We start from the raw sequence: 23,401 nt of genomic DNA on the forward strand, positions 1-23,401 counted from the left end.
GCGAATGGGGTTATGCAGATTTAGGTAAAATGGCCTCAACATCGCTGTGTGGCCGCGGGATGACATGACAGGATTTCACTTCGCCAACGGCGCTTGCGGCGGCGCTTCCTGCATCAACGGCGGCTTTTACTGCGCCAACATCGCCACGGACCATCACCGTAATCAGACCCGAACCAATCTTTTCATAGCCAACCAGTTGCACGTTGGCGGATTTAACCATGGCATCTGCGGCTTCAATTGCGCCAACTAACCCTTTTGTTTCAACCAGTCCTAGTGCGTTGTTCATACAGCGTTTCTCCTGTGGATTATGAGTGGCATTCCCTGAAGGGAATGCCTTTTACCAGGCGGGCAGCGTTATTGCCGATGCTGCGCCGGGCATGGTTATCTTGTTGATACATCAGCGTAAACAGTGGCGCTGATGCCGGTAAGTTTTTGTAATGCACAATCAGCTTTTCCCGGTCGCAGGCTATGCCAACCAACAGGGGGGACTGACGAGCAGCCTGCCAGGCGCTATCGATGACTTCACCTGACGGGATATGTTGAATGCGAAAGGGGATACCTTCCTCTTCAATGCCAAGAAGCACCTCATTCCATGTACTGATACAGTCACCTATTTCCGTAACGACAATAGCGGGCGTATGTTCTTTACTTTCCATGAGCCAACTCCCTGTGCCAGGAAATCAGTAGCCCGGTAGCTACCGCATTGCGCGGGCCTTCACTACCACGGATATTCCCCCGTCCGGCGACCAATCGATAATGCGCCAATGCATCGGTGACTAACTGCGGTACTTCGAAATCCAGGGAAGAACCGCCCACCAGAACAACGAACGGAATATCGCGAATATTTCCGCCTGGACTTACCTGACGTAGCGCGCGCAGGGCATTGGTTACGAAGACGCGCTCTTTCGCACTGCGGCGAACAGCACGTACTTTTTCCAGTGTTAAATCGCCGGGAATAGGCACCAGTTCGTCAGGTTTCACCACACAAACGCGGGCAAATACATGAGGGGACAGCGGAGTAGGGAAGAACTGAACGCTGCCGTCTTCATGGCGTAAATGGAACAGGCTTTCTACTTTTGCCAACGGGTATTTTTTGATCTCTTCTGCCAGATAACGATCATTTAAGCCCAGTTCCCTGGCAATAATCATCGTCACCATGTCGCCCGCTCCCGCAAGGTGAGTAGCTATCATTTCCCCTTTCTGATTGATGATGGAGGCATCGGTAGAACCTGCGCCTAAGTCCAGAATTGCCAGAGGGCGTGTGGTTCCAGGGGTAGTCAAGGCTCCCTGAATTGCAGCTTCTGCTTCAGCGCCTCCGACCTGAACATCAACATGCAGTTTTTGCTTAATTTCACTGGCGATCATCGCCATTTGCAGTCGGTCGGATTTCACCATTGAAGCGATACCCACAGCCTGTTCCAGTGAAAATTCACCAGCCAGCCCACCGGTTACGCTGACGGGAACAGAGGTATCTATCGCCAGTAAATCCTGAATAAAAATTTCGTGGCTGGGTTTATTGGTCAGTTCCGCCATAGTCTGGCGAACATGTTCCAGCATACCGCCGATGTTGGTGCCCGGTTCTCCCGTTACGTTTTCCAGTTTTGAGCACTCGCCGACCGCTTTCATAATGGCATCGGCACCAGCAGCAACATCAACTCGTATTGTACGTCCGGCAGAAAGCAGCTCGATGTTTCCGGCGGGTATCGAACGGGCTTTAACATCGCCAGAAGGTGTTTTCACCACTACTGCAGAACGGTTGCCTATGAGTGCTCGTGCAACAGGAACGATATTTTTAGTCTCTTCAGCATTGAGGGCGAAGACAGTGGCAATCCCATACGGATTAGACAGGGTTTCGATAACCTTCCCGGGAACGGCGACTTCAATCGCGGCCAGCATGCCGAGCGGAATACGATCGATGTAGAGGACTTCATCAACAATGGGTAAAGGGATTTCCAGGCGGTTACTGACCAGCACGCCATCATCACGTTGCAGAATAACGCCAGTCAGTTGATATCCGGCACGCACGGAGGCGTTTATCATGGTCGCGATATCGGCAAAATCAAATGCCGATGACACGACCAGAATGTACGGTGTATCCGCCGGACGTGTTAACAACTCTTGTGGAGTGATGGTGAGCCCCACGCCCAGTCCCACTCCGCCCGGAGTTTTTGGGTTGTGACCAATCATGGTTGACTCGGTGATGATGGTTTCCGTAATGGTTTCCATCGCCACATCGCCAATGACAGGAGTTGCTTCGTTGATACGAATAAGCGAAATATCGCTGACATTGATGCCGACTTTTTTCGTTGCCTGTGCGAGCGCCTCCTGAATGCCATGGACGTTACGCAACGTACCTTTGATTCCGGTGGTTTCCGCAAGGGCGCTGCTCACGAACGACAATTCTCCAGACGTACTGAGCGTCGCCAGTGCAACTTCTGTGGATGAATTGCCGATATCAATGCCTGCTATATATCGCATAGTTCGTCCTTAATCGTCGCCTTTCAGTTTTTTACGCTCGACATAGAGTTCGGCGGCTTCGCGGACAAATGCAGCGCAAATCCTGGCCTGATAACGCTGTTCAAGATCGTCGGCAATGGCAATGAGCTCTTGCTTTGTCGAACGATAAGGGCGTAACGCATTGTAGATTTCGAGGATGCGATCGTCCGGCACTGAGGTAAGCTCGGCAGCGCGTTCAAAATTCATCGCCAGACGATCGCGACCCGCATCTCTGGCAATCGCGGCCTGAATACGCAATGTTTCAGGGGTTATACGCATATCCTGGGCGGTGACTTTATCGCTGAGGACATTCTCCAGAGTGAAATCGTCGAGCGTTTTATTGGTCGCCGTTTTAACCCATTCTGGATGTTTATTTGCCAGTGGATAATCCGTCACTTTGGCGCTCTGTATTGACGCGTTGGGTGCCGCAGAAACAGGAGCTGCATCCTGGAGGCTGTTCATGCGGTTCAACACGTCCCTGACCATCGACTCAATTGCATCGGTATTCATGAAGGTTTCCTTTGTTAAAACGTCACGCGCAGTTCTTGCGGTTTTTTGCCAGTGACCACGTACTTCGTCTCTTTGATATGTAAAATGGCTGATTTGGCCTGGTATTTAGGCCGCGCCATTTGATCGTTGAGGGTCGGAACTGGTTGTGGAGACTCACGCTTCGCATAACGCGCGGCGTTTTTTGCCAATCTGGCGATAAGTTTCCAGCGTCAACAAAGGCGCTTGCGGGAAAAGTTCCAGGTTAGACAAAGGGGGAAGCCCCTGTTGGTGGATAACCGTTGTGCCTTTCGACTGAATACCAATAGCAATGCCGGAACCACTAAGGCGATCGCCTTCGACCGCCACGAATGCGACATCAGACGATTTAAAACAACGAATCACACGCGCTTTAATGCCTTCTTCTTCGATACCGGCAATCACTTCACGCAAGATGTTTTTATGCGGAATACCGATGATATTGACGGTTTGCGCCAAGCCAAATGCCGGGCCTACAGCAATAATGACTTCATCCTGCTGAGTGCCTTGTTGGGCTTCGCCAATTTCGGTCAAAAAACTCCCTGCATCCGGTGCGGAAGGGGCAGTGGAGGCGACAGGCGCGCGAAATGAAACGGACTTGTCGCTGGTTTGCATTTCTGCCAGCACGTCTTCGATAATCTGACGCAGTAATTTTTCGTTAATTTCCATTTCTCACCCTTAGTCAATTTCGTTGGGATCAAGTGCACCGGGAATATTTTTGATCTCTTCCCAGCGTTCCCCTTGCAGGCGGTAACCTGTAGCCGGTCCGGCGTAATCATTGACATCATTGACCGCAGACAGCACTTGTCCGTCATCGACGATAATGGCTGAGGTATGGAGATAATCGCCGGTCAGTTTCGCTTTTTGCATGTTGAGCATGTCCTGAGCGACATCGGTAAAACCGCCTTGCGCCAGGGCTTTCACCACTTCCAGGCTGTTACGGTTTTTATTGATAATTTCCTGGGCGAACTTAATGTCTTCTACGATGTTGCGCTCTGGCATATCTTTCGAACCGTGGGCATAGGTCGCCGCTTCGACCTCTTCGTCGGTAATAAGGGGTAATCCCATACCGGCAAAGACAGCCTGTAAAGCGCGTGCGGCTTTATTGCGGATGGCGACAACATCTTCTTCGCGCACCGGTCGCAGACCGCCATCAACCTTCAGGTCACGCTGAATGACGTTGTAATCATCGAAGTCTTCGGCGTCTTCGTTTGAACCGGCAAACATGTTGTCGTAGTTAGGCACAGCGGAAAAACCGGAAGAGATAAAGTCAGTACCCGGCAGAAACTGCATCAGGAAACGCGCGGTACGGCGCATATCTGAGTGGGTAAAGGTCTGGTCATTACTGGAGGCACATTCCAGATCCAGCGATGAGCAAATTAAGTTTTCCGCCAGCACTGCGCGGATGCCTGACGGCACAGCTGATGGAACACCGATGCAACTTACGGAACCATTTTGCAGTCCCTGTACGCCTGCGGCTTTGGTGATGTAAATGCAACGAGCCTCGAGATAAAGCATTGATTTGCCTTCCGCGTAACCCATCTGTACTTCAGAGCCGGAGCCGGAAGTAAAGCGCATTTTTAAGCCGCGAGAAGCATAAGATGATGCGAGAAATCCTTTTGACCACGGGGTGTCATCGCCATCGGTGAAAACAGGTTCTGTGCCGTAAACAGAAATCGTTTCGGCGTAACAGGTGTGACCTAACATACCGAGTTTCAGTTCGGTGGCTTCTTCCAGTGAACACTGGGTCAACACGCCCGGGCGCCCTACCTGTGAACCTACCAGCAGAGCGATGGCGTTGAACGGCGCATAGCGAGCAACGGCAACGGTGGTTTCCTGTTCATCAAACCCGCGCCATGCGCCTTCAGCTGCGTCGGCGGCAATTTGTACCGGGTTATCTTTGACGTTGGTGACGTGAGCCTGTTGTGATGGTGTTCGACGGGCGCGCATTTTCTGCATCGCCATCATCATCTCTACCACGTTCATCTGCGAAACCACTTCGACGATTTTGGCGGGCGTCATTGCTGTGGTAAGGGGAACGATATCGCTACGTTTGACATTTGGATCGCACAGCATATTGGCAAGTTTTACCGAATCCATCGCGATGACTTCTTCGGCGCGCGCGAGATTGATGCCGTAACGGGCGATAAAGTGGTCGATCAGGTCAAACTGGCTGGCGGGTTTTCCATCCAGCTCGGTGACGACGCCGTTAACAATTTTGATTGACGGTTTGGGATCGTTCGGGCTTTCCATCGCAATGAAGCCTTCTTCAATCCACTCTTTAACGAAACCGTCCTGGTTGACCGGGCGTTTGGCGAGTGCTTCAAATCTTTTCGATCTCATGAATCTGCCTCAGGGAATTCAGATGTAGGAAGGGCGATCGTTTTTCGGTGTATCGCCGAGAGTCGAAAGTACGGTTTTACCGATTTCGCGTGCGGAGATGACCGCCTGACGGACTGCGCCGGAGTCACCTGAGATAATCAGAATGACTTCATTGCTGTAGCTGGTGCCATGAGAAGGCGAGCTGTATGCCACCACGTCCACATTGGCGGACTTCAGCGCGGTATCGGCCATCAGAACACCCACAGCGGCCGGAGCGCCGACAATAACGCCGCAAGCGCGACCCAGAGGTGCGCCAAACGCTTTTTCCAGTGCATAGCTGGCGCGGGCGGTATATTGCAGCTCAAGATGTCCGGCTTCGTTGGCATAGACATCGCCAAAGGTCCGATCGAGTTCTTTCAGGGCAACTTCAATACCGCGTTTCACGTCGGAAACATCGTTGCCACCTAAGAGGATCAATGAGCCGTGTCCGGCACCGCCTTTGGTATCGCGAGGAAGTTCAATGCTAATAACTTCAGTGTTCGTAGCTTTTACCGCTTCATCAGCGGCCATAATGTGTGGACCTGCGCCAATACGTGCACCCAGAATGCCAATGGAGCGATAGCGTTTTTCAAGTTTCATCGCGTCCAACAGGGCGCTATCAACGTTCGCAATGACCAGACCTACAGTGTCGCCAATAGCGGTGCCAACAAATTCCGTTAACGTGCAGCTTTTTTCTGCCATAGCCGTCTCTCGTGTTTGATGAGTGGTTTCCGGGAGAACCTCATGCTCTGGCGTCGCTACGCGAGCGATGACCTGCGCCATGATCTGTTCGACCAGTTCATTGCTGCTCATGGGTTAATTCCCTTTGGTAAGATTTTTTCGACATCGGTATGTGGGCGGGGAATAACGTGTACGGCTTTTACTTCACCGACGTTACGCGCGGCGGCGGCACCTGCGTCTGTTGCCGCTTTTACAGCCCCGACATCACCACGAACGATGACGGTCACCAGCCCGGAACCTATTTTTTCGTAGCCAACCAGCAATACATTTGCCGACTTCACCATGGCGTCTGCGGCCTCTATGGCGGCAGTTAAGCCTTTGGTTTCTACCATTCCTAACGCTTCTTGTTGCATAAAGACCTCGCCTGGATTTTTTGACGATATGACTATAAAAAAAAGCGAGGAAAAAGAATGGCTGACTTAGTCGACCAATGAGAAAAATAAATAGAGGACAAATATTATAAAATTGCTTTTATATACTATATGTTATTAATTTATTGGTTGTTTTGTGGGGGTTTTAATGTGAATTAATTGCGTTGGCTGAAGGAGTTAATCGCGAATAATATTTCGTTGGGTTTGGTTCGCGGAAGGGAACTGTGATATTTGTTTAAATTTTATTATGTCATGATGACAATTTTTTATTGTGAAAATTTGGCAGTAATTATTACTTTCAACACTGATTAACGCTGTGTTGGATGCTTCTGCAATGACAATAATTTGCTATGTCAGCACGATTTTTCCACGAGTCTGTCATGAATGTTGGCAATATTTTCCGCAGCGCAATTTTTTATAGTTGCGCTCGATATACACAACAATCAGCAATTCTGTTGGCTGATGAAGAAACAAACTCCGCAAAGAAGGTGTCACTATGAATGATTCACTCAAGGCGCAATGCGTTGCCGAGTTTTTGGGCACCGGACTGTTCCTCTTTTTTGGCATTGGTTGTTTGTGTGCCCTCAAACTTGCTGGGGCAAGTCTGGGGCTGTGGGAAATTTGTATTATTTGGGGGTTAGGTATTTCACTTGCTGTTTATCTTACGGCAGGAATTTCCGGCGCTCATCTCAACCCAGCGGTTACGATTGCTCTATGGTTATTCGCCGCTTTTCCTGGCCGTAAAGTGCTGCCATTTTGTATGGCCCAATTAGCGGGCGCCTTTGGTGGTGCGGTTCTGGCGTATTTTTTATACAGCAATTTGTTTACCGATTTTGAATCTGCCCACAATATGGTTCGTGGTAGTGCAGAAAGTTTACAACTCGCCAGTATCTTCAGTACTTACCCGGCAGCGGCAATAAATGTATGGCAGGCGGCGCTGGTTGAAATAGTCATCACGTCTATGTTGATGGGATTGATTATGGCGTTGACCGATGACGGCAACGGTGTACCGAAGGGGCCTCTTGCACCTTTACTGATTGGTATTCTGGTTGCTGTTATTGGTGCTTCTACTGGACCATTAACTGGTTTTGCCATGAATCCAGCGCGTGATTTTGGGCCAAAAATGTTCACCTGGCTTGCGGGTTGGGGAGAAATAGCGATGACTGGCGGACGCAATATTCCTTATTTCATTGTACCCATTATTGCCCCGGTCATTGGTGCCTGCGTTGGCGCGGCGATTTATTCGCTTTCTCATTGCACAAAATTTACCTGTCAATAGTGTTACGCCTAAAGATATCCGCGAATAGCAAAATAACCTGGCGGTTATAAACGTTTATTTTTTTACTGTTTGTGATCTGCTTTCCGAACTTATTAAAAAGTCTCCCGCTTCATGGAGGCTTTTGTTATTGTCCTTTGTGCTTCTCGTCAGTAAATCATCAGGGATGATGTGAAGATTAAATGTAAAACAATTGTTTTTACAATAACAATAAATTAACTGGGAGGTTTTATCATGATTTCTGCGGCGACACTTAATTCAGAACTCATTAATAAAATCGCGCAGGATTTTGCGCAGGCGACCAGCCTTGCGGTTGTCGTGGTCAATATCCACGGTGATGAAATTTCCGAACTTTTTAACTTCACCCCGTTTTGTCAGATGATGCGGCAACATCCACAGCTTAGCACTCGCTGCCGCATGAGCGATCGTTGTGGAGGCCTGGAAGCTTCTAAATCCGATCAACCTTGTATTTACCGTTGCCATGCAGGATTAACTGATTTCTCTATTCCTTTGGTGATTGCCGGGCATTTAGTCGGCTTTGTGTTGTGTGGACAAGTCCGCCTGCGTAATGGTGATGTCGATTTGATCGATATTCTGAATGTCGATGATCGTTGGCAAGCAGATCCCGAATTACTTAATGAATTTCGCAAAGTCCCGGAGATGGATTACTCGCGAGTTATGGCCTCTGCTGATTTGTTGAAGTTGATTGTGGAAAATTGCCTCAAAAAGCAACTCAATTTTGTCGTGATTAAAGAGAATAAACCTCATTCGGATTCAGTTCGTCAGACCCGTGCGTCTAATCCCCACGATAATAAAATGAAAAAAGCATTGCGCTATATTGATGCGCATTTATCAGACGATTTACGCCTGGAGGATGTCGCCTCGCATGTTTATCTAAGCCCTTATTATTTCAGTAAATTGTTTAAGAAATATCATGGAATTGGTTTTAATGCATGGGTAAACCAACAACGCATGGCCAGCGCCCGTGAGTTGCTGTGCCATAGTGACTGGAGCATCGCCAGCATTGCGCGTAATTTAGGCTTCTCTCAAACCAGTTATTTTTGCAAAGTTTTTCGACAGACCTATCAGGTAACGCCGCAGGTATACCGTCACCAAATTAGCGAAAATACGGCTGCGGAAACGGCATAAATTCAATGTAAAAAATGAGGGATGATTAAATATACTCTGGCAGTAATAATTCATTTACGTGTTATGGGAAAATTGAAATCGGCTCATAGCATACGCTGACATGTTTGGCACATTTGTGCCTGGGAAGAGGGTGGAAATCCCTCGCAGCCCCCGCTGCTGTAATGCTGACAACCCCGAAAATGCCACTGATCGTGAGATCGGGAAGGTCGGGGGAGGATGACGCTAAGCCAGAAGACCAGCCTGTCAGTTAATACCAACAACTTCGGTGGGAAGTGGGTTGTCTGGAAGCGCCCGGTTGAGCACTGGCGCGTCTTTATACCCCTACCACCCTGAAAGGATCAGGGGATGGCGGCAGCATTTATTTCATTCATCGTCGTGTCGACAGGCGCCAGGGCTGCACTTATGGTGTGGCAATCTTTTTTTGTGGCATATCAACCTGACCGTTATTACAGGAAACTAAGCGGAGGGTGGTGGTCATGAAAACGATAAAACCTGAATCGATAGCTCTTTTTTGCCTCTCATCTGGCGATATTGAACTCGCTAAACATCTGGCTGAAATGTTGCCTATTACCTGTTTTGTCGGTGAGGATTGGCAGCAAGGTTTCCTGCCTTTTAACGGTGGGCCAGAACAATCATTATCAGATGCGTATAGTGATTATTCAGTGCTGTTATTGATTGCTGAAAGCGGGACACTCATACCAGAAAGGCTCCCTCTGCCTGATGGCGTGACGGTAATCTTAATAGCAGAGCACAATGCTCGTTTGCTGAATGGCACGGCTGGTGGGGCTGTAGCGTTAATCCATTATCTGAATGAAATGTGTCAATTCAGAGAAACCGTTGCTAATGACACATTTCGTCGGTCGTTAACGCAGGGAAATCGGGCTATTTCACAATGCCTCCCTCATTCGTAATGGATTGAGAATGCTGGATTTTTATTTTTAATACGCGCAGTATTAATCGAAGAAATGTTATTACGGTCAGTAACAGTGGAACATCCATTGCTCTGGTCAATGAATACCATCATACAATTGAACCGGGAGTCCGTATGATGATTTTGGTGACGGGGGGGCGCACGGAGCGGGAAGAGCCGGCACGCCGAGGCGCTTATTGGGGACACTCCACAGGTCCTGTATATCGCTACTTCGCAAATTTTTGATGATGAGATGGCCGCACGGATTGAACACCATCGGCAAGGCCGCCCGGCGCACTGGCACACGGTGGAACGCTGGCAAAATCTTGATGAGTTAATTAACACAGACATTAATCCGCAGGCTGCCGTGTTGCTGGAATGCATTACAACAATGGTGACTAATCTTTTGTTTGAATATGGCGGCAATAAAGATCCTGAAAAATGGGATTATGACGCGATGGAGCAGGCGATTAATGGTGAGATTCAGTCGTTGATTGCCGCCTGTCAACGTTGTACTGCAAAGGTCGTATTAGTGACCAATGAAGTGGGCATGGGGATTGTGCCGGAGAATCGTCTGGCGCGACATTTTCGTGATATTGCCGGGCGGGTAAATCAGCAGTTGGCCGCTGCGGCAGATGAAGTATGGCTGGTGGTTTCGGGTATTGGAGTAAAAATCAAATGAGTAAATTATTTTGGGCGATGCTCTCTTTTATTACGCGTCTGCCTGTACCGCGTCGTTGGTCCCAGGGGCTGGATTTCGAGCATTATTCTCGCGGTATCATTACTTTTCCCTTAATTGGTTTATTGCTTGGCGCCATTAGTGGACTGGTCTTCATGGCGTTGCAGACATGGTGTGGCATACCGCTGGCGGCACTGTTTAGCGTGCTGGTGCTGGCGCTGATGACAGGGGGATTCCACCTGGACGGCCTCGCAGATACCTGTGATGGCGTTTTTTCTGCACGTAGCCGCGATCGCATGTTGGAAATCATGCGTGATAGCCGTTTGGGTACTCACGGTGGTCTGGCGCTGATTTTTGTGGTTCTGGCAAAGATTCTGGTGCTAAGCGAGTTGGCACTGCGTGGCGAACCGATCCTTGCATCGCTGGCGGCAGCATGTGCGGTTAGCCGTGGAACTGCCGCATTGTTGATGTATCGTCATTGTTATGCCCGGGAAGAAGGGCTTGGTAATGTGTTCATTGGCAAAATTGACGGGCGACAAACCTGTGTCACCCTCGGTTTAGCCGCTATTTTTGCTGCCGTATTATTGCCAGGTATGCATGGTGTGGCTGCTATGGTGGTGACGATGGTGGCGATTTTCGTCCTCGGTCAGCTTCTCAAACGGACTCTGGGCGGGCAAACCGGCGATACGCTGGGAGCAGCCATAGAGCTTGGTGAACTGGTCTTCCTGCTGGCACTGCTATAAGACTGATTACCGAGGAGACGTTACATGCAAACACTCGCCGAATTATTGAATACGATCCCTGCCATCGATCCTGCCGCTATGTCGTGTGCACAACGGCATATTGACGGGTTACTCAAACCTGTCGGTAGTCTGGGAAGACTGGAGGCGCTTGCCGTACAACTGGCAGGAATGCCGGGACTGAATGGTGTGCCTCATGTGGGCCAAAAAGCAGTGCTGGTTATGTGTGCCGATCATGGTGTCTGGGATGAAGGTGTCGCTATTTCTCCGAAAGCAGTGACAGCCATCCAGGCTGAAAATATGACACGTGGAACAACTGGTGTGTGTGTGCTGGCAGCACAAGCGGGCGCTAAAGTTCACGTGATTGATGTTGGGATTGATACCGTTGAGCCTATCCCTGGGCTTATTAACATGCGTGTCGCACGAGGTAGCGGTAATATTGCCTCGGGTCCGGCAATGAGCCCCTGTCAGGCTGAAGCGTTACTTCTGGACGTCATACAATATACGCGCGAGTTAGCGAGAAATGGCGCCACGCTGTTTGGTGTGGGTGAACTGGGTATGGCAAATACCACACCGGCAGCGGCGATAGTCAGTGCGATTACTGGACGCGATCCTGAAGAAGTGGTCGGTATTGGCGCAAACCTGCCGACAGATAAACTGGCGCATAAAGTTGATGTTGTTCGTCGGGCAATAACATTGAATCAACCGAATCCACAGGATGGTATTGATGTGCTGGCCAAAGTCGGTGGGTTTGATTTGGTCGGAATGGCTGGCGTAATGTTAGGTGCCGCTTCCTGCGGTTTACCCGTGTTGCTGGATGGATTTCTTTCTTACGCCGCTGCACTTGCCGCCTGCCGGATATGTCCTGCAATCAAACCGTATCTCATTCCTTCTCACCTGTCGGCAGAAAAAGGGGCGCGTATAGCGCTGTCACATTTGGGGCTGGAGCCTTATCTCAATATGGAAATGCGTTTAGGTGAGGGGAGTGGCGCAGCGCTGGCGATGCCCATCATCGAAGCCGCCTGCGCGATATACAGCAACATGGGTGAGCTTGCCGCCAGTAATATTGTTCTACCGGGAAAGACGACTTCTGAATTGAACAGTTAAAAACGAAAAGTCAGAGAAAAGCTATACTTATCGGATAGCTTTCGCGACTTAGGAAAGGGACATGATGCGTCGTGTAAATATTCTTTGTTCATTTGTTCTGCTTTTTGCCAGCCATAATAGTCTGGCGGTAACTTATCCACTCCCTCCAGAGGGTAGCCGTTTAGTAGGGCAACCACTGACAATAACGGTTCCTGATCACAATACCCAGCCGCTGGAAACCTTTGCTGCACAGTACGGGCAAGGTCTGAGTAATATGCTGGAAGCGAATCCGGGTGCTGATGTTTTCTTGCCGAAGTCTGGCTCGCAACTCACCATTCCGCAGCAACTGATTTTGCCCGCCACTGTTCGTAAAGGGATTGTGGTTAACGTCGCTGAGATGCGTCTTTATTACTATCCGCCGGACACAAATACTGTGGAAGTGTTTCCTATCGGCATTGGTCAGGCCGGGCGTGAAACGCCGCGCAATTGGGTGACTGCCGTTGAACGTAAACAAGAAGCACCAACCTGGACACCAACGCCGAACACTCGGCGCGAATATGCGAAACGAGGGGAGAGCCTGCCAGCATTTGTCCCTGCGGGTCCCGATAATCCTATGGGGCTTTATGCCATCTATATTGGTCGGCTTTATGCCATCCACGGAACTAATGCCAATTTTGGCATTGGCTTACGGGTGAGTCAGGGCTGTATTCGTCTGCGCAATGATGACATAAAGTATTTGTTCGATAATGTTCCAGTCGGGACGCGCGTGCAAATTATCGATCAGCCGGTGAAATACACAACGGAACTGGATGGCTCAAAGTGGCTGGAAGTTCATGAACCGTTATCGCGCAATCGGGCGGAATATGAGTCCGACAGAAAAGTGCCATTGCCGGTAACGCCTTCATTGCAGGCATTTATCAACGGGCAAGAAGTTGATGTGAATCGCGCAAATGCTGCGTTGCAACGTCGATCGGGAATGCCTGTGCAAGTTAATTCTGGTTCCAGGCAGATGTTTTAAAATAGTTGTTACGTAGAAAGCAAAAAACCTGCTCGAAAGCAGGCTTTTTTGAATTTGGCTCCTCTGACTGGACTCGAACCAGTGACATACGGATTAACAGTCCGCCGTTCTACCGACTGAACTACAGAGGAATCGTGTGAACGGGGCGCATATTAATGGCAGCGTTCCGCGATGTCAAAGGGGGAAATGCATTTTTTGTTCGTTTGCTGGCAATTTCAACAAAGCGATGAACATTCAAGCTTTTTTGTAATGTTCCATTGTAGTGCATGCCATCCTTTTATGGGGCAATTAACGCTCGTTCTGTAACCCGGATGAAAGGACAAAAAAATCATAATCTCTTATTTGACAGGCGATTAGCTTTCGCGTTAGCGCCAAACTTAAACTGGCAAGCATCTTGCAATCTGGTTGTGAGTAATACCGGCACTTGGGCCGATTCTTAAAAACCGGAGGCAACATGAACTTCAGACGCCTGAAATACTTCGTAAAAATTGTGGACATTGGTAGCCTGACCCAGGCTGCTGAAGTGTTGCATATCGCGCAGCCTGCGCTCAGTCAGCAGGTCGCCACACTGGAAGGCGAGCTGGATCAACAACTTTTGATTCGCACTAAACGTGGCGTTACTCCAACAGACGCCGGAAAAATTCTCTATACCCATGCGCGGGCAATTTTACGTCAGTGTGAACAGGCCCAACTGGCAGTTCATAACGTAGGTCAGACATTATCGGGTCAAGTCTCAATTGGCTTTGCGCCAGGAACCGCCGCGTCGTCTATCACCATGCCCTTATTACAGGCGGTACGTGCCGAATTTCCGGAAGTGATTATCTATCTACATGAAAACAGCGGCGCTGTTCTTAACGATAAACTTATAAATAGCCAGCTTGATATGGCGGTAATTTACGAGCATTCCCCTGTGGCAGGCGTATCCAGCCAGGCTTTGTTTAAAGAAGATCTTTTTCTTGTCGGAACTCAGGATTTTCCAGGGCAAAGCGTTGATGTTAATGCTATAGCACAAATGAATCTCTTTCTTCCCGGCGATTACAGTGCCGTAAGACTCCGCGTTGATGAGGCTTTTTCTTTACGGCGACTCACGGCAAAAGTCATCGGTGAAATTGAGTCTATCGCCACGCTTACCGCAGCGATTGCCAGTGGCATGGGGGTTGCAGTGTTACCCGAATCAGCCGCGCGCTCGTTATGTGACGCAGTTAACGGATGGATGTCACGTATTACCACACCGTCAATGAGTCTCTCCTTGTCATTAAATTTACCAGCCAGAGCAAAACTGTCGCCACAGGCACAAGCAGTGAAAGAGCTTTTATTGTCAGTGATCAGTCCTCCAGTCATGGAAAAAAGACAATGGCAATTGGTTAGCTAAACGTTATATCTGGATGGAATAAGATGCGGGTTTTTATTATTTGTTATGCCGGGCGTTAGACTTTAACAATAGCGGAATGTCTGATCTGCCCGGAGTTTACCGTGAATTTCCAACAACTAAAGATAATCCGCGAGGCTGCACGTCAGGATTACAACCTGACAGAGGTTGCGAATATGCTTTTTACCTCACAGTCAGGTGTAAGCCGTCATATTCGAGAGCTGGAGGATGAGCTTGGTATAGAAATATTCGTTCGTCGGGGCAAACGACTGCTTGGTATGACTGAACCGGGCAAAGCATTGCTGGTAATTGCAGAACGCATTCTGAATGAAGCCAGTAATGTTCGTCGACTTGCCGATCTCTTTACCAACGATACATCTGGCGTTCTCACTATCGCAACGACGCATACTCAGGCACGCTACAGCTTGCCAAAGGTCATTAAAGCCTTTCGCGAACTTTTCCCGGAAGTGCGGCTTGAGCTTATCCAGGGAACACCACAGGAAATTGCGACGTTGCTGCAAAATGGCGGGGCCGATATTGGCATCGCCAGTGAGCGTCTGAGCAATGATCCGCAACTCGTCGCCTTCCCATGGTTTCGTTGGCATCATAGTTTGCTCGTTCCAGATAATCATCCCTTAACAAAAATTACGCCATTGACGCTGGAATCAATAGCGAAGTGGCCGTTGATCACTTACCGACAGGGGATTACTGGTCGCTCGCGGATTGATGACGCATTTGCCCGCAAAGGCTTGCTGGCAGATATTGTATTAAGTGCGCAGGATTCTGATGTTATCAAAACCTACGTAGCCCTTGGCCTGGGGATTGGATTAGTCGCCGAACAATCCAGTGGCGAACAAGAGGAAGAGAATTTAATCCGTCTGGAAACGCGCCATCTTTTCGATGCTAATACCGTCTGGTTGGGACTAAAACGAGGACAATTACAGCGTAACTATGTCTGGCGTTTTCTGGAACTGTGCAATGCAGGACTGTCGGTTGAGGATATTAAGCGACAGGTGATGGAAAATAGTGAAGAGGAAATTGATTATCAGATATAGCAAAAAGCCCGCTATAAAGCGGGCTTTTCAGAAATTTGGCTCCTCTGACTGGACTCGAACCAGTGACATACGGATTAACAGTCCGCCGTTCTACCGACTGAACTACAGAGGAATCGCTGTTGAGGCACATCTTAACGGCGAAAAATCTTTTGTCAAACCTGATTTTTAAATTTCTCAACCGTTTGCCGTTTCTATCAACAGTTTGTTGCATTTGCAGACAATTTGCTGGCGAAAATCTTTGCAGCTTTGCTCATTCTCCCTCATTATTTGAAATGTGGTTTCACTTTCTGCAATTAAGGTCAGTTTTGAATATCTCCTCAGCTTTACGCCAGATTGTTCATGGCACTCGCTGGCACGCAAAACGTAAGAGCTACAAGGTGTTGTTCTGGCGTGAGATAACCCCGCTTGCTGTTCCTATCTTTATGGAGAATGCCTGTGTCCTGTTGATGGGCGTACTGAGCACGTTTCTGGTCAGTTGGCTGGGAAAAGATGCAATGGCAGGCGTTGGGCTGGCGGACAGTTTCAATATGGTCATTATGGCTTTTTTTGCAGCTATCGACCTTGGTACTACAGTCGTTGTGGCATTTAGTCTCGGTAAGCGTGATCGACGGCGAGCGAGGGTAGCGACACGGCAGTCATTAGTGATCATGACATTGTTTGCCGTACTGTTGGCAGCGCTTATTCATCATTTTGGTGAACAAATTATCGATTTTGTTGCAGGTGAGGCCACGCCGGAGGTAAAAGCACTGGCGCTGACTTATCTGGAACTGACCGTCATCAGTTATCCTGCGGCGGCAATCACCTTGATTGGCAGTGGAGCACTTCGCGGCGCAGGGAATACGAAAATACCGCTTCTTATAAATGGTAGCCTGAATATCCTTAATATCATCATTAGCGGCATATTGATTTACGGTCTTTTCTCCTGGCAGGGGTTAGGGTTTGTCGGGGCAGGGCTGGGATTAACTATTTCCCGTTATATTGGCGCAGTCGCCATTTTGTGGGTTCTGGCGATTGGTTTTAATCCTGCGTTACGGATCTCGTTAAAGAGCTATTTTAAACCATTGAATTTCAGCATTATCTGGGAAGTAATGGGGATTGGTATTCCGGCAAGTGTGGAATCCGTATTATTTACCAGTGGCCGGTTATTAACACAAATGTTCGTTGCCGGGATGGGGACGAGTGTTATCGCCGGGAATTTTATCGCTTTTTCGATTGCGGCTCTTATCAATTTACCAGGAAGTGCACTTGGTTCAGCTTCTACAATCATTACGGGTCGAAGGTTGGGGGTAGGGCAAAGAGCGCAAGCAGAAATTCAATTGAGGCATGTGTTCTGGTTGTCCACTATTGGGTTAACGGCAATAGCCTGGTTAACAGCCCCCTTTGCCGGGATTATGGCGTCGTTTTATACCCAGGATCCGCAGGTTAAACATGTCGTTGTGATTCTGATTTGGTTGAATGCTTTATTTATGCCGATTTGGTCTGCCTCCTGGGTACTACCTGCTGGTTTTAAAGGTGCCCGAGATGCACGCTACGCCATGTGGGTTTCTATGCTGAGCATGTGGGGATGCCGGGTAGTAGTCGGTTATATGTTGGGAATCATGCTTGGCTGGGGTGTGGTTGGCGTCTGGATGGGGATGTTTGCCGACTGGGCCGTGCGGGCTGTGCTGTTTTACTGGCGAATGGTGACAGGGCGATGGCTATGGAAATACCCTCGTCCTGAGCATAAATAGTATGAAAAAAAGCCAGGTGTGTCGGAATAAACGACAAAGCGCAGATTATTTCAGCAAACGAATTCAAAATTAAAAAACAGGCTTTGACATTGTGGATGGGCATCGTTAATATTCGCCCCGTTCTCGCGATTCCTCTGTAGTTCAGTCGGTAGAACGGCGGACTGTTAATCCGTATGTCACTGGTTCGAGTCCAGTCAGAGGAGCCAAATTTCTGAAAAGCCCGCTTTTATAGCGGGCTTTTTGCTTTGTTACTTAATCAAATCCTTCACATCTTTTCCTGACGCAAAGGATCTGAACTCATTATCGGAACGGTGGTTCATTAAAGGTCCGCAGTTTACGCGAATGCAGTCGGTCGCCTTCTGCGCGCAGCAAGTCTATCGCCCGAATGCCAATTTGCAGGTGCTCGGAAATTGCGCCTTCATAAAAACGGTTAGCCTGACCGGGAAGTTTAATCTCACCATGCAACGGTTTATCTGAAACACACAGTAGCGTCCCGTATGGTACGCGGAAACGATATCCTTGTGCTGCAATGGTGGCACTTTCCATATCAATCGCCACGGCCCGACTTAAATTAAAACGAAGTGCAGAAGCTGAGTAGCGTAGCTCCCAGTTCCTGTCATCAGTGGTTACTACAGTTCCAGTGCGTAGCCGCTGTTTAACTTCCTCACCCGGCCTGCCGCTGACCAGTTTGGTGGCGTCATAAAGTGCACGTTGTACTTCAGCAATGCTCGGAATAGGAATATCGGGAGGCAGGACCGCATCAAGAACGTGGTCATCGCGTAAATAAGCATGCGCAAGTACGTAATCTCCAATAGCCTGGCTTTCACGTAATCCTCCGCAGTGACCAATCATCAACCAGACATCCGGGCGCAGCACCGCCAGATGATCGCAGATAGTTTTGGCATTTGACGGCCCCACGCCAATATTAACCAGAGTAATACCCTGACCATCGGTAGTGATTAAATGCCATGCGGGCATCTGGTGTTTTTCCATGCGAGGTCGGAAATTGCTTCTTCCGGTGCTTCGGTTTCAGCGGTGATCCAGTTCCCGCCAGCACAAGAAAGGGCAATGTAGGGGCTATGAGGATCAAGGATCTGGCTGCATCCCCAACGTACGAATTCATCCACATAACGTGTGTAGTTGGTAAACAAGACGAACGGCTGAAAATGTTCGACTGGCGTACCCGTATAATGGCGTAACCGTGCTAGGGAAAAATCTACCCGACGTGCATCAAAATGCGATAGCGGGGAGAATTCCGTTGGATGATAAATGCCGTCTGCCGTTTCATCGCCAATTTGTGCCAGTTCGGTTGTCGGGAAATAACGAGTTAATCCGGCGCTCATTGAGCGATCAAGCGTCAGCTCTGAGCCGTCGATGACATAGGGATAAGGAATTTCATGCTCTGACGGTTGCACGGAAATATGTGCACCATAATCCTGGTACAGCAGAGTTAATTGTTCATTAAGATATGAACGAAAGAGAGCAGGGCGGGTGATGGTGGTCGTGTAGCTACCAGCGTGAGTAAAACGACCAAACGCGCGTGTTTTGGGAGGGTTTGTTGCGCTACCGTCCCAGGTCACGGTCAGCGATGGATAGACAAAAAGACCGTGTTTTCGGGCGTTTTCATCAGGCAGTTCGCCACTTTTAATATATTTGCCAATGGCGTTGCGTAAAGCGACTACAGATTTTTCATATAGCGCGTCAAGTTTATCCAGTGCCTGAGCAGGGGTCAGACCGGAGCCCTTATTATTCATACGTCTCTCCTGTTCCATACAATTACCGCATTTCCGATAGTATGTCACAGGAATGTGAAACAAAAGTGTAAGGCGAAGATCGGACGATCTTCGCCAGGCTATCAAGCGTGTTGATTGTCTTTCATTAACAACGCAGTTATTGCGGAAATCAGGCAGCCTGCCAGCAAATAAATGGCGACGCTATGCCAGTCTCCAGCAAAATAAGTAATCAGAGCAGCAGCAATAAAAGGTGTAAATCCACCGCCTACCACGCTGGCAACCTGATATCCGACGCCAGCGCCGCTGTAGCGATAACTGGCACCAAACATCTCGGTGAACATCGGCTGTTGCACGCAAACCACCATGTCATGCGCAATGTTCGCCAGCATAATGGAGAAGAAAACGATCCAGAAAATGGACTGTGCCTCAAGCGCTATAAAAAAAGGAAATGCGCTTAACGTTCCGATTATTGCGCCGGTGATATAAACCCTACGGCGACCAAAACGATCGGCAAGCCAGGCAAAACAGGGAATTGTCAGGCAGCTTAATCCACCCACCAGCAAACCAATATTGAGGAACAATTCGCGCGGCAGCCCCATATTCTGGGTCGAATAGTTAAGTGCAAAGGCGGTAACGATATACATTGTTAGCAACTCGCACAGTCGCAGCGCAATAATCTTAAGGAAAGCACCGGGATGTCGTAACAGAGCTTCGATAACCGGGATGCGTTTTTGCACTACCGCTTGATTATGCTGCTGTTGTTCAAATTCAGCGGACTCCTCCATGCCATTGCGTACCCACAATGCACCCAGCACCAATACGATGCTAAACAGGAAAGGAATGCGCCAACCCCAGCTCAAAAATTGCTCGTCAGTTGTCATCATACTGATCAGTGACACCAGTCCGGTTGAAAGGAGTAACCCTACACCGTAACCAACTTGTACGCCGCTACTGTAAAAGGCTTTTTTGTTTTTGGGCGCGCTCTCAACGGACAGCAACGCAGCGCCTCCCCATTCGCCGCCAACAGCAAATCCCTGAATAGCTCGCAGCATCACCAGTAAAATTGGTGCCCACCAGCCAATAGTTGAGAACGAAGGGAGAATGCCGATCAATGCTGTGGCGATGCCCATCATCCAGACGGTAAGCATCAACATGCGCTTACGCCCCAGTCGGTCGCCGAAATGGCCGAAAATGACGCCACCGAGCGGACGAAAAAGGAAACCGACACCAAAGGTAGCAAATGCAGCGAGCGTTCCCATTGCCGGGCTTACCTGCGGGAAAAACTCGCGATTAAACACCAATGCGGCAGTAATGCCATAGAGTAAAAAATCATACCAGTCGACGACGGCACCCGCGAAACTGCCTAACGCAGCGCGTCGGGCGCGACTTAACGAAAGCGTTCCTTCATCGGGACGCGTGGAGATGAGCGTGGAGTCCATAGTGATCCTGTTTGTACTGTCTTTTTATAATTAGTATGGAAAGGTAACTCACATTGCCGTCGATCTATAAACGAACCTTATGAGACTACCGCGACAGAAAGCATCTGCAAATGTTTTTATGCCAGGAACTGAGGATGAAGGGCCGGGAGGGGCAGTTACATGTCACAACCGCGTTGAACAGAAAAATGTGAATGCTAAAGCCGCAACGCATGCTCGGCTGATGCTATTTTTCTCTGATGGGGTTTTTTGAATTTTCCTAATGGGATTTGTGTCACTGACACCAGGCAAGCTAATTGCTTGAATGATTGGCGGAGAGAGGGGGATTTGAACCCCCGGTAGAGTTGCCCCTACTCCGGTTTTCGAGACCGGTCCGTTCAGCCGCTCCGGCATCTCTCCGTTCAGATGGTTGCCATGATGCCAGGAAATTTGGCATTTTAACAGTCCCTGTCCGTGCAATTTTGTTCAAGTGACGAGTTTGCGAGCAAAACGATGATTAAGTGGCCCTGGAAAGTACAAGAAACAGATCATGAAGATACGCTGCCATGGAAGGAAGCTCTGGCGATACCTCTTTTGACATGTCTGACAGAGCAGGAGCAAAGCAAACTAGTCACTCTTGCCGAACGTTTTTTACAGCAAAAAAGACTGGTCCCGCTACAAGGATTTGAACTTGATGCATTGAAAAGTAGTCGCATCGCCTTACTTTTCTGCTTGCCTGTTCTGGAGCTTGGACTGGAATGGCTGGATGGTTTTCATGAAGTGCTAATTTACCCTGCGCCATTTGTGGTGGACGATGAATGGGAAGACGATATAGGACTGGTACATAATCAACGTATCGTTCAATCAGGACAAAGCTGGCAGCAAGGCCCAATCGTGCTGAACTGGCTCGATATACAAGATTCTTTCGATGCCTCGGGCTTTAATCTGATTATCCACGAAGTTGCACATAAACTGGATACGCGAAATGGCGATCGCGCCAGTGGAGTTCCCTTTATTTCTTTACGTGAGGTCGCAGGATGGGAACACGATCTTCATGCGGCGATGGATAATATTCAGGAAGAAATTGAGTTAGTGGGCGAAAATGCCTCCAGCATCGATGCTTATGCTGCCAGTGACCCTGCAGAATGTTTTGCCGTGCTTTCCGAATACTTTTTTAGTGCGCCGGAGCTTTTTGCGCCACGCTTCCCCTCGCTGTGGCAACGTTTCTGCCAATTTTATAAGCAGGATCCATTACAACGGCTACGAAATGCCAATGGGCGAGACACCTATCCAGTACCAAATGTTCATTAAATATAAATTTTGTTGCTTAATTAACCGATTGAAATGGCTTGCGAATTTTAGTGTTGACACTCGCTGCGCTGCTAAGTAATATTCGCCTCGTTCTCACGATTCCTCTGTAGTTCAGTCGGTAGAACGGCGGACTGTTAATCCGTATGTCACTGGTTCGAGTCCAGTCAGAGGAGCCAAATTCAAAAAAGCCTGCCTTCGAGCAGGCTTTTTGCTTTTCTGCAAACGTGCTTTAGTGTTTGAATTTTTGTTAGAGCTTTCATTACGCTGTGACTGAAATTTTCGCGATAATCCTTTTCAGCGTATTGCTGAATTCATCCAAATTTAGATGATCAATAGCCTTTCCTACCACAATCGTCTCTGAAATATCGGCCATGGCGGGCCAGCGAGTCTTATAATCAGCATACACGGCGATGACAGGAACATTATAAGCACTTGCCATGTGTAAAATAGATGTGTCTGGCGTTATTGCAAGGAAGGCATCTCTTATGATTGCTGCAGACCGCATTATTGAAGGTGATAACGACAAATGATAAACGTTATCAAAATTCCGGGTTAGTTCCAGGGCTGTTTCCGAACCTTTCGGACCATGAACAATGACAATTGGCATGTCTGATTGTATTTTAATCATCTCGATGATTTTTTGTGCCATTGTTAGTGAAAATGTTCTCGCTTGCACGCTACCTTCTAAATTAAGAGCAATATATGAACCTAATGAATGCATCTCACAACGTACTTCTTTTAGCACTATTTCGCTGAGGGGCAATTCAAATATGGGCGGGGGCGCCGGAAATCCTACTTCTCGCATCATGAAGGCCCATGTCAGCGGTACTGGGGCGCGTAGTGACTGATCCATTTTCGACGCTGACTTACATATCGGTGAATAACATTTCATCGTTAAACCCACAACCTGTAAATTTGCATTGGCTCGTAAGTGACTAATAAATAGCATCGTCTTCAGGTTTTTCTTGCGCATTGCTTCAATACAAAGATCAGGAGTTCCATATTGTTCATTGATGTTTTTTGCTAATTTTTTTATTTCTTTAATACTGGCATTATCCTGCATTGTCATACTGACCAATGTTAATTTTGTTTGTTCCAGATGAAGTGCATCAAAAACAGATTTATTAATTGTTGATGTGACAATCAATAAGTGTTTTATTTTATGCATTTCAAGCGATCGGATTATTGGATAAATAGCCATTGCATCCCCAATTTGATCGGGAATGTGAATAACTACAAATTCACTTTTTGCAATATCAGTATCTTTGCAGCGATAATCATAATACGCAAATGCAATACGTCTGAAAAATGATACGAATGACATTTCCAACCTCGCTTCCATTCTGGTTAAAACGTGGTGAAGTTTATCAGAAATGATTGATTTCTAAAATCGATAAATAATAACGTGAAATATATTATATATTTATGGTTTATGT

At 48.3% G+C, this 23,401-nt stretch carries 19 protein-coding genes, 5 tRNA genes, 3 pseudogenes and 1 riboswitch; of the genes and pseudogenes, 13 read left to right on the forward strand and 14 right to left on the reverse strand.

Annotated elements, in window-relative coordinates:
* Positions 1-10 precede the first annotated feature (10 nt).
* The 8 genes and pseudogenes from pduJ to pduA form a co-directional block, all read right to left on the reverse strand.
* A complete protein-coding gene (pduJ, locus tag CRI63_RS19420) occupies positions 11-286 on the reverse strand; it encodes a propanediol utilization microcompartment protein PduJ (protein WP_001057752.1) in 276 nt (91 codons plus the stop codon).
* A gap of 19 nt (positions 287-305) precedes the next feature.
* A complete protein-coding gene (locus CRI63_RS19425; protein WP_000444000.1) occupies positions 306-656 on the reverse strand; it encodes a glycerol dehydratase reactivase beta/small subunit family protein in 351 nt (116 codons plus the stop codon).
* Positions 646-2,478: a diol dehydratase reactivase subunit alpha gene (locus tag CRI63_RS19430; RefSeq protein ID WP_130257609.1), complete on the reverse strand. Its 1,833-nt coding sequence runs from the start codon at positions 2,476-2,478 to the stop codon at positions 646-648. The genes CRI63_RS19425 and CRI63_RS19430 overlap by 11 nt, the downstream gene beginning before the upstream one ends.
* A gap of 9 nt (positions 2,479-2,487) precedes the next feature.
* Positions 2,488-3,006 carry a propanediol dehydratase small subunit PduE gene (gene pduE, locus CRI63_RS19435; RefSeq protein WP_135385803.1) on the reverse strand — a complete coding sequence of 173 codons (519 nt, stop codon included), beginning with the start codon at positions 3,004-3,006 and terminating at the stop codon, positions 2,488-2,490.
* A 14-nt stretch (positions 3,007-3,020) separates the two neighbouring features.
* Positions 3,021-3,690: pseudogene (gene pduD, locus CRI63_RS19440) on the reverse strand (propanediol dehydratase medium subunit PduD).
* 9 nt (positions 3,691-3,699) lie between these two features.
* Complete coding sequence (pduC, locus tag CRI63_RS19445; protein WP_130259966.1) at positions 3,700-5,364, reverse strand: propanediol dehydratase large subunit PduC; 1,665 nt, start codon at positions 5,362-5,364, stop codon at positions 3,700-3,702.
* Positions 5,365-5,382: 18 nt separating this feature from the next.
* The gene (gene pduB, locus CRI63_RS19450; RefSeq protein WP_130216411.1) at positions 5,383-6,195 is read right to left on the reverse strand and encodes a propanediol utilization microcompartment protein PduB; all 813 of its coding nucleotides are present in this window, start codon (positions 6,193-6,195) and stop codon (positions 5,383-5,385) included.
* Positions 6,192-6,476, reverse strand: coding sequence for a propanediol utilization microcompartment protein PduA (gene pduA, locus CRI63_RS19455; protein ID WP_001183614.1), 285 nt, complete (start codon positions 6,474-6,476; stop codon positions 6,192-6,194). The genes pduB and pduA overlap by 4 nt, the downstream gene beginning before the upstream one ends.
* Positions 6,477-6,990: 514 nt before the next feature.
* On the opposite strand from pduA, the gene pduF reads away from it, so the two are divergent.
* The 7 genes and pseudogenes from pduF to ldtA all read left to right on the forward strand — a co-directional run bounded on the left by pduF (position 6,991) and on the right by ldtA (position 13,352).
* Positions 6,991-7,773, forward strand: coding sequence for a propanediol diffusion facilitator PduF (gene pduF, locus CRI63_RS19460; RefSeq protein WP_135520505.1), 783 nt, complete (start codon positions 6,991-6,993; stop codon positions 7,771-7,773).
* 231 nt (positions 7,774-8,004) lie between these two features.
* Positions 8,005-8,919 (forward strand): regulatory protein PocR, encoded by a 915-nt coding sequence (gene pocR, locus CRI63_RS19465; RefSeq protein ID WP_135520507.1) that lies wholly within the window; start codon positions 8,005-8,007, stop codon positions 8,917-8,919.
* Between the two features lie 83 nt (positions 8,920-9,002).
* A riboswitch (cobalamin riboswitch) is annotated at positions 9,003-9,178 on the forward strand.
* A 217-nt stretch (positions 9,179-9,395) separates the two neighbouring features.
* Complete coding sequence (locus tag CRI63_RS19470; RefSeq protein WP_135405084.1) at positions 9,396-9,830, forward strand: cobalamin biosynthesis protein; 435 nt, start codon at positions 9,396-9,398, stop codon at positions 9,828-9,830.
* A gap of 134 nt (positions 9,831-9,964) precedes the next feature.
* Positions 9,965-10,511 (forward strand): annotated as a pseudogene (cobU, locus tag CRI63_RS19475) (bifunctional adenosylcobinamide kinase/adenosylcobinamide-phosphate guanylyltransferase).
* Positions 10,508-11,251: an adenosylcobinamide-GDP ribazoletransferase gene (gene cobS, locus CRI63_RS19480; protein ID WP_130257616.1), complete on the forward strand. Its 744-nt coding sequence runs from the start codon at positions 10,508-10,510 to the stop codon at positions 11,249-11,251. Before cobU ends, cobS begins: the two are co-directional and overlap by 4 nt.
* A gap of 24 nt (positions 11,252-11,275) precedes the next feature.
* Positions 11,276-12,355: a nicotinate-nucleotide--dimethylbenzimidazole phosphoribosyltransferase gene (gene cobT, locus CRI63_RS19485; protein ID WP_135520509.1), complete on the forward strand. Its 1,080-nt coding sequence runs from the start codon at positions 11,276-11,278 to the stop codon at positions 12,353-12,355.
* A gap of 61 nt (positions 12,356-12,416) precedes the next feature.
* Positions 12,417-13,352, forward strand: coding sequence for a L,D-transpeptidase (gene ldtA / locus CRI63_RS19490; RefSeq protein ID WP_130257618.1), 936 nt, complete (start codon positions 12,417-12,419; stop codon positions 13,350-13,352).
* Between the two features lie 55 nt (positions 13,353-13,407).
* On the opposite strand, the gene CRI63_RS19495 is transcribed toward ldtA, so the two are convergent.
* Positions 13,408-13,483, reverse strand: a tRNA-Asn gene (locus tag CRI63_RS19495).
* 323 nt (positions 13,484-13,806) lie between these two features.
* On the opposite strand from CRI63_RS19495, the gene nac reads away from it, so the two are divergent.
* Both nac and cbl read left to right on the forward strand, forming a co-directional pair.
* Entirely contained in the window at positions 13,807-14,724 is a 918-nt protein-coding gene (nac, locus tag CRI63_RS19500; protein ID WP_130222268.1) for a nitrogen assimilation transcriptional regulator NAC, read from the forward strand.
* A gap of 101 nt (positions 14,725-14,825) precedes the next feature.
* Positions 14,826-15,776, forward strand: coding sequence for an HTH-type transcriptional regulator Cbl (gene cbl / locus CRI63_RS19505; protein ID WP_135489138.1), 951 nt, complete (start codon positions 14,826-14,828; stop codon positions 15,774-15,776).
* A gap of 36 nt (positions 15,777-15,812) precedes the next feature.
* On the opposite strand, the gene CRI63_RS19510 is transcribed toward cbl, so the two are convergent.
* Positions 15,813-15,888, reverse strand: a tRNA-Asn gene (locus CRI63_RS19510).
* 160 nt (positions 15,889-16,048) lie between these two features.
* On the opposite strand from CRI63_RS19510, the gene yeeO reads away from it, so the two are divergent.
* Together yeeO and CRI63_RS19520 are read left to right on the forward strand one after the other, a co-directional pair.
* On the forward strand, positions 16,049-17,506 hold the full coding sequence (yeeO, locus tag CRI63_RS19515) for a toxic metabolite efflux MATE transporter YeeO (protein WP_346763498.1): 1,458 nt from the start codon (positions 16,049-16,051) through the stop codon (positions 17,504-17,506).
* Positions 17,507-17,636: 130 nt separating this feature from the next.
* Positions 17,637-17,712 (forward strand) — tRNA-Asn (locus CRI63_RS19520).
* Positions 17,713-17,806: 94 nt separating this feature from the next.
* Here CRI63_RS19520 and amn read toward each other — a convergent pair.
* The 3 genes and pseudogenes from amn to CRI63_RS19535 form a co-directional block, all read right to left on the reverse strand.
* Positions 17,807-19,260: pseudogene (gene amn / locus CRI63_RS19525) on the reverse strand (AMP nucleosidase).
* A 101-nt stretch (positions 19,261-19,361) separates the two neighbouring features.
* The gene (gene shiA, locus CRI63_RS19530) at positions 19,362-20,678 is read right to left on the reverse strand and encodes a shikimate transporter (protein WP_135487617.1); all 1,317 of its coding nucleotides are present in this window, start codon (positions 20,676-20,678) and stop codon (positions 19,362-19,364) included.
* Between the two features lie 306 nt (positions 20,679-20,984).
* Positions 20,985-21,074, reverse strand: a tRNA-Ser gene (locus tag CRI63_RS19535).
* A 93-nt stretch (positions 21,075-21,167) separates the two neighbouring features.
* Between CRI63_RS19535 and mtfA the strand changes: the two genes are divergently transcribed.
* Both mtfA and CRI63_RS19545 read left to right on the forward strand, forming a co-directional pair.
* Positions 21,168-21,965 carry a DgsA anti-repressor MtfA gene (mtfA, locus tag CRI63_RS19540; RefSeq protein WP_130257621.1) on the forward strand — a complete coding sequence of 266 codons (798 nt, stop codon included), beginning with the start codon at positions 21,168-21,170 and terminating at the stop codon, positions 21,963-21,965.
* Between the two features lie 100 nt (positions 21,966-22,065).
* A tRNA-Asn gene (locus tag CRI63_RS19545) sits at positions 22,066-22,141 on the forward strand.
* An 83-nt stretch (positions 22,142-22,224) separates the two neighbouring features.
* Here CRI63_RS19545 and CRI63_RS19550 read toward each other — a convergent pair.
* Positions 22,225-23,289: a glycosyltransferase family 9 protein gene (locus tag CRI63_RS19550; RefSeq protein ID WP_135520625.1), complete on the reverse strand. Its 1,065-nt coding sequence runs from the start codon at positions 23,287-23,289 to the stop codon at positions 22,225-22,227.
* Positions 23,290-23,401 lie beyond the last annotated feature (112 nt).

Origin of the sequence: Escherichia sp. E2661 (assembly GCF_004745185.1) — a bacterium.
Lineage (GTDB): Bacteria > Pseudomonadota > Gammaproteobacteria > Enterobacterales > Enterobacteriaceae > Escherichia.

Excerpts from the sequence above, each read along its gene's own strand:
- pduF (WP_135520505.1), top strand. The coding sequence starts at position 6,991 with ATGAATGATTCACTCAAGGCGCAATGCGTTGCCGAGTTTTTGGGCACC.
- pduA (WP_001183614.1), bottom strand. The coding sequence starts at position 6,476 with ATGCAACAAGAAGCGTTAGGAATGGTAGAAACCAAAGGCTTAACTGCC.
- pocR (WP_135520507.1), top strand. The coding sequence starts at position 8,005 with ATGATTTCTGCGGCGACACTTAATTCAGAACTCATTAATAAAATCGCG.
- pduJ (WP_001057752.1), bottom strand. The coding sequence starts at position 286 with ATGAACAACGCACTAGGACTGGTTGAAACAAAAGGGTTAGTTGGCGCA.
- yeeO (WP_346763498.1), top strand. The coding sequence starts at position 16,049 with ATGTGGTTTCACTTTCTGCAATTAAGGTCAGTTTTGAATATCTCCTCA.
- pduC (WP_130259966.1), bottom strand. The coding sequence starts at position 5,364 with ATGAGATCGAAAAGATTTGAAGCACTCGCCAAACGCCCGGTCAACCAG.
- cobS (WP_130257616.1), top strand. The coding sequence starts at position 10,508 with ATGAGTAAATTATTTTGGGCGATGCTCTCTTTTATTACGCGTCTGCCT.
- CRI63_RS19425 (WP_000444000.1), bottom strand. The coding sequence starts at position 656 with ATGGAAAGTAAAGAACATACGCCCGCTATTGTCGTTACGGAAATAGGT.
- shiA (WP_135487617.1), bottom strand. The coding sequence starts at position 20,678 with ATGGACTCCACGCTCATCTCCACGCGTCCCGATGAAGGAACGCTTTCG.
- pduB (WP_130216411.1), bottom strand. The coding sequence starts at position 6,195 with ATGAGCAGCAATGAACTGGTCGAACAGATCATGGCGCAGGTCATCGCT.
- CRI63_RS19470 (WP_135405084.1), top strand. The coding sequence starts at position 9,396 with ATGAAAACGATAAAACCTGAATCGATAGCTCTTTTTTGCCTCTCATCT.
- nac (WP_130222268.1), top strand. The coding sequence starts at position 13,807 with ATGAACTTCAGACGCCTGAAATACTTCGTAAAAATTGTGGACATTGGT.
- mtfA (WP_130257621.1), top strand. The coding sequence starts at position 21,168 with ATGATTAAGTGGCCCTGGAAAGTACAAGAAACAGATCATGAAGATACG.
- cobT (WP_135520509.1), top strand. The coding sequence starts at position 11,276 with ATGCAAACACTCGCCGAATTATTGAATACGATCCCTGCCATCGATCCT.
- pduE (WP_135385803.1), bottom strand. The coding sequence starts at position 3,006 with ATGAATACCGATGCAATTGAGTCGATGGTCAGGGACGTGTTGAACCGC.
- ldtA (WP_130257618.1), top strand. The coding sequence starts at position 12,417 with ATGATGCGTCGTGTAAATATTCTTTGTTCATTTGTTCTGCTTTTTGCC.
- CRI63_RS19430 (WP_130257609.1), bottom strand. The coding sequence starts at position 2,478 with ATGCGATATATAGCAGGCATTGATATCGGCAATTCATCCACAGAAGTT.
- CRI63_RS19550 (WP_135520625.1), bottom strand. The coding sequence starts at position 23,289 with ATGTCATTCGTATCATTTTTCAGACGTATTGCATTTGCGTATTATGAT.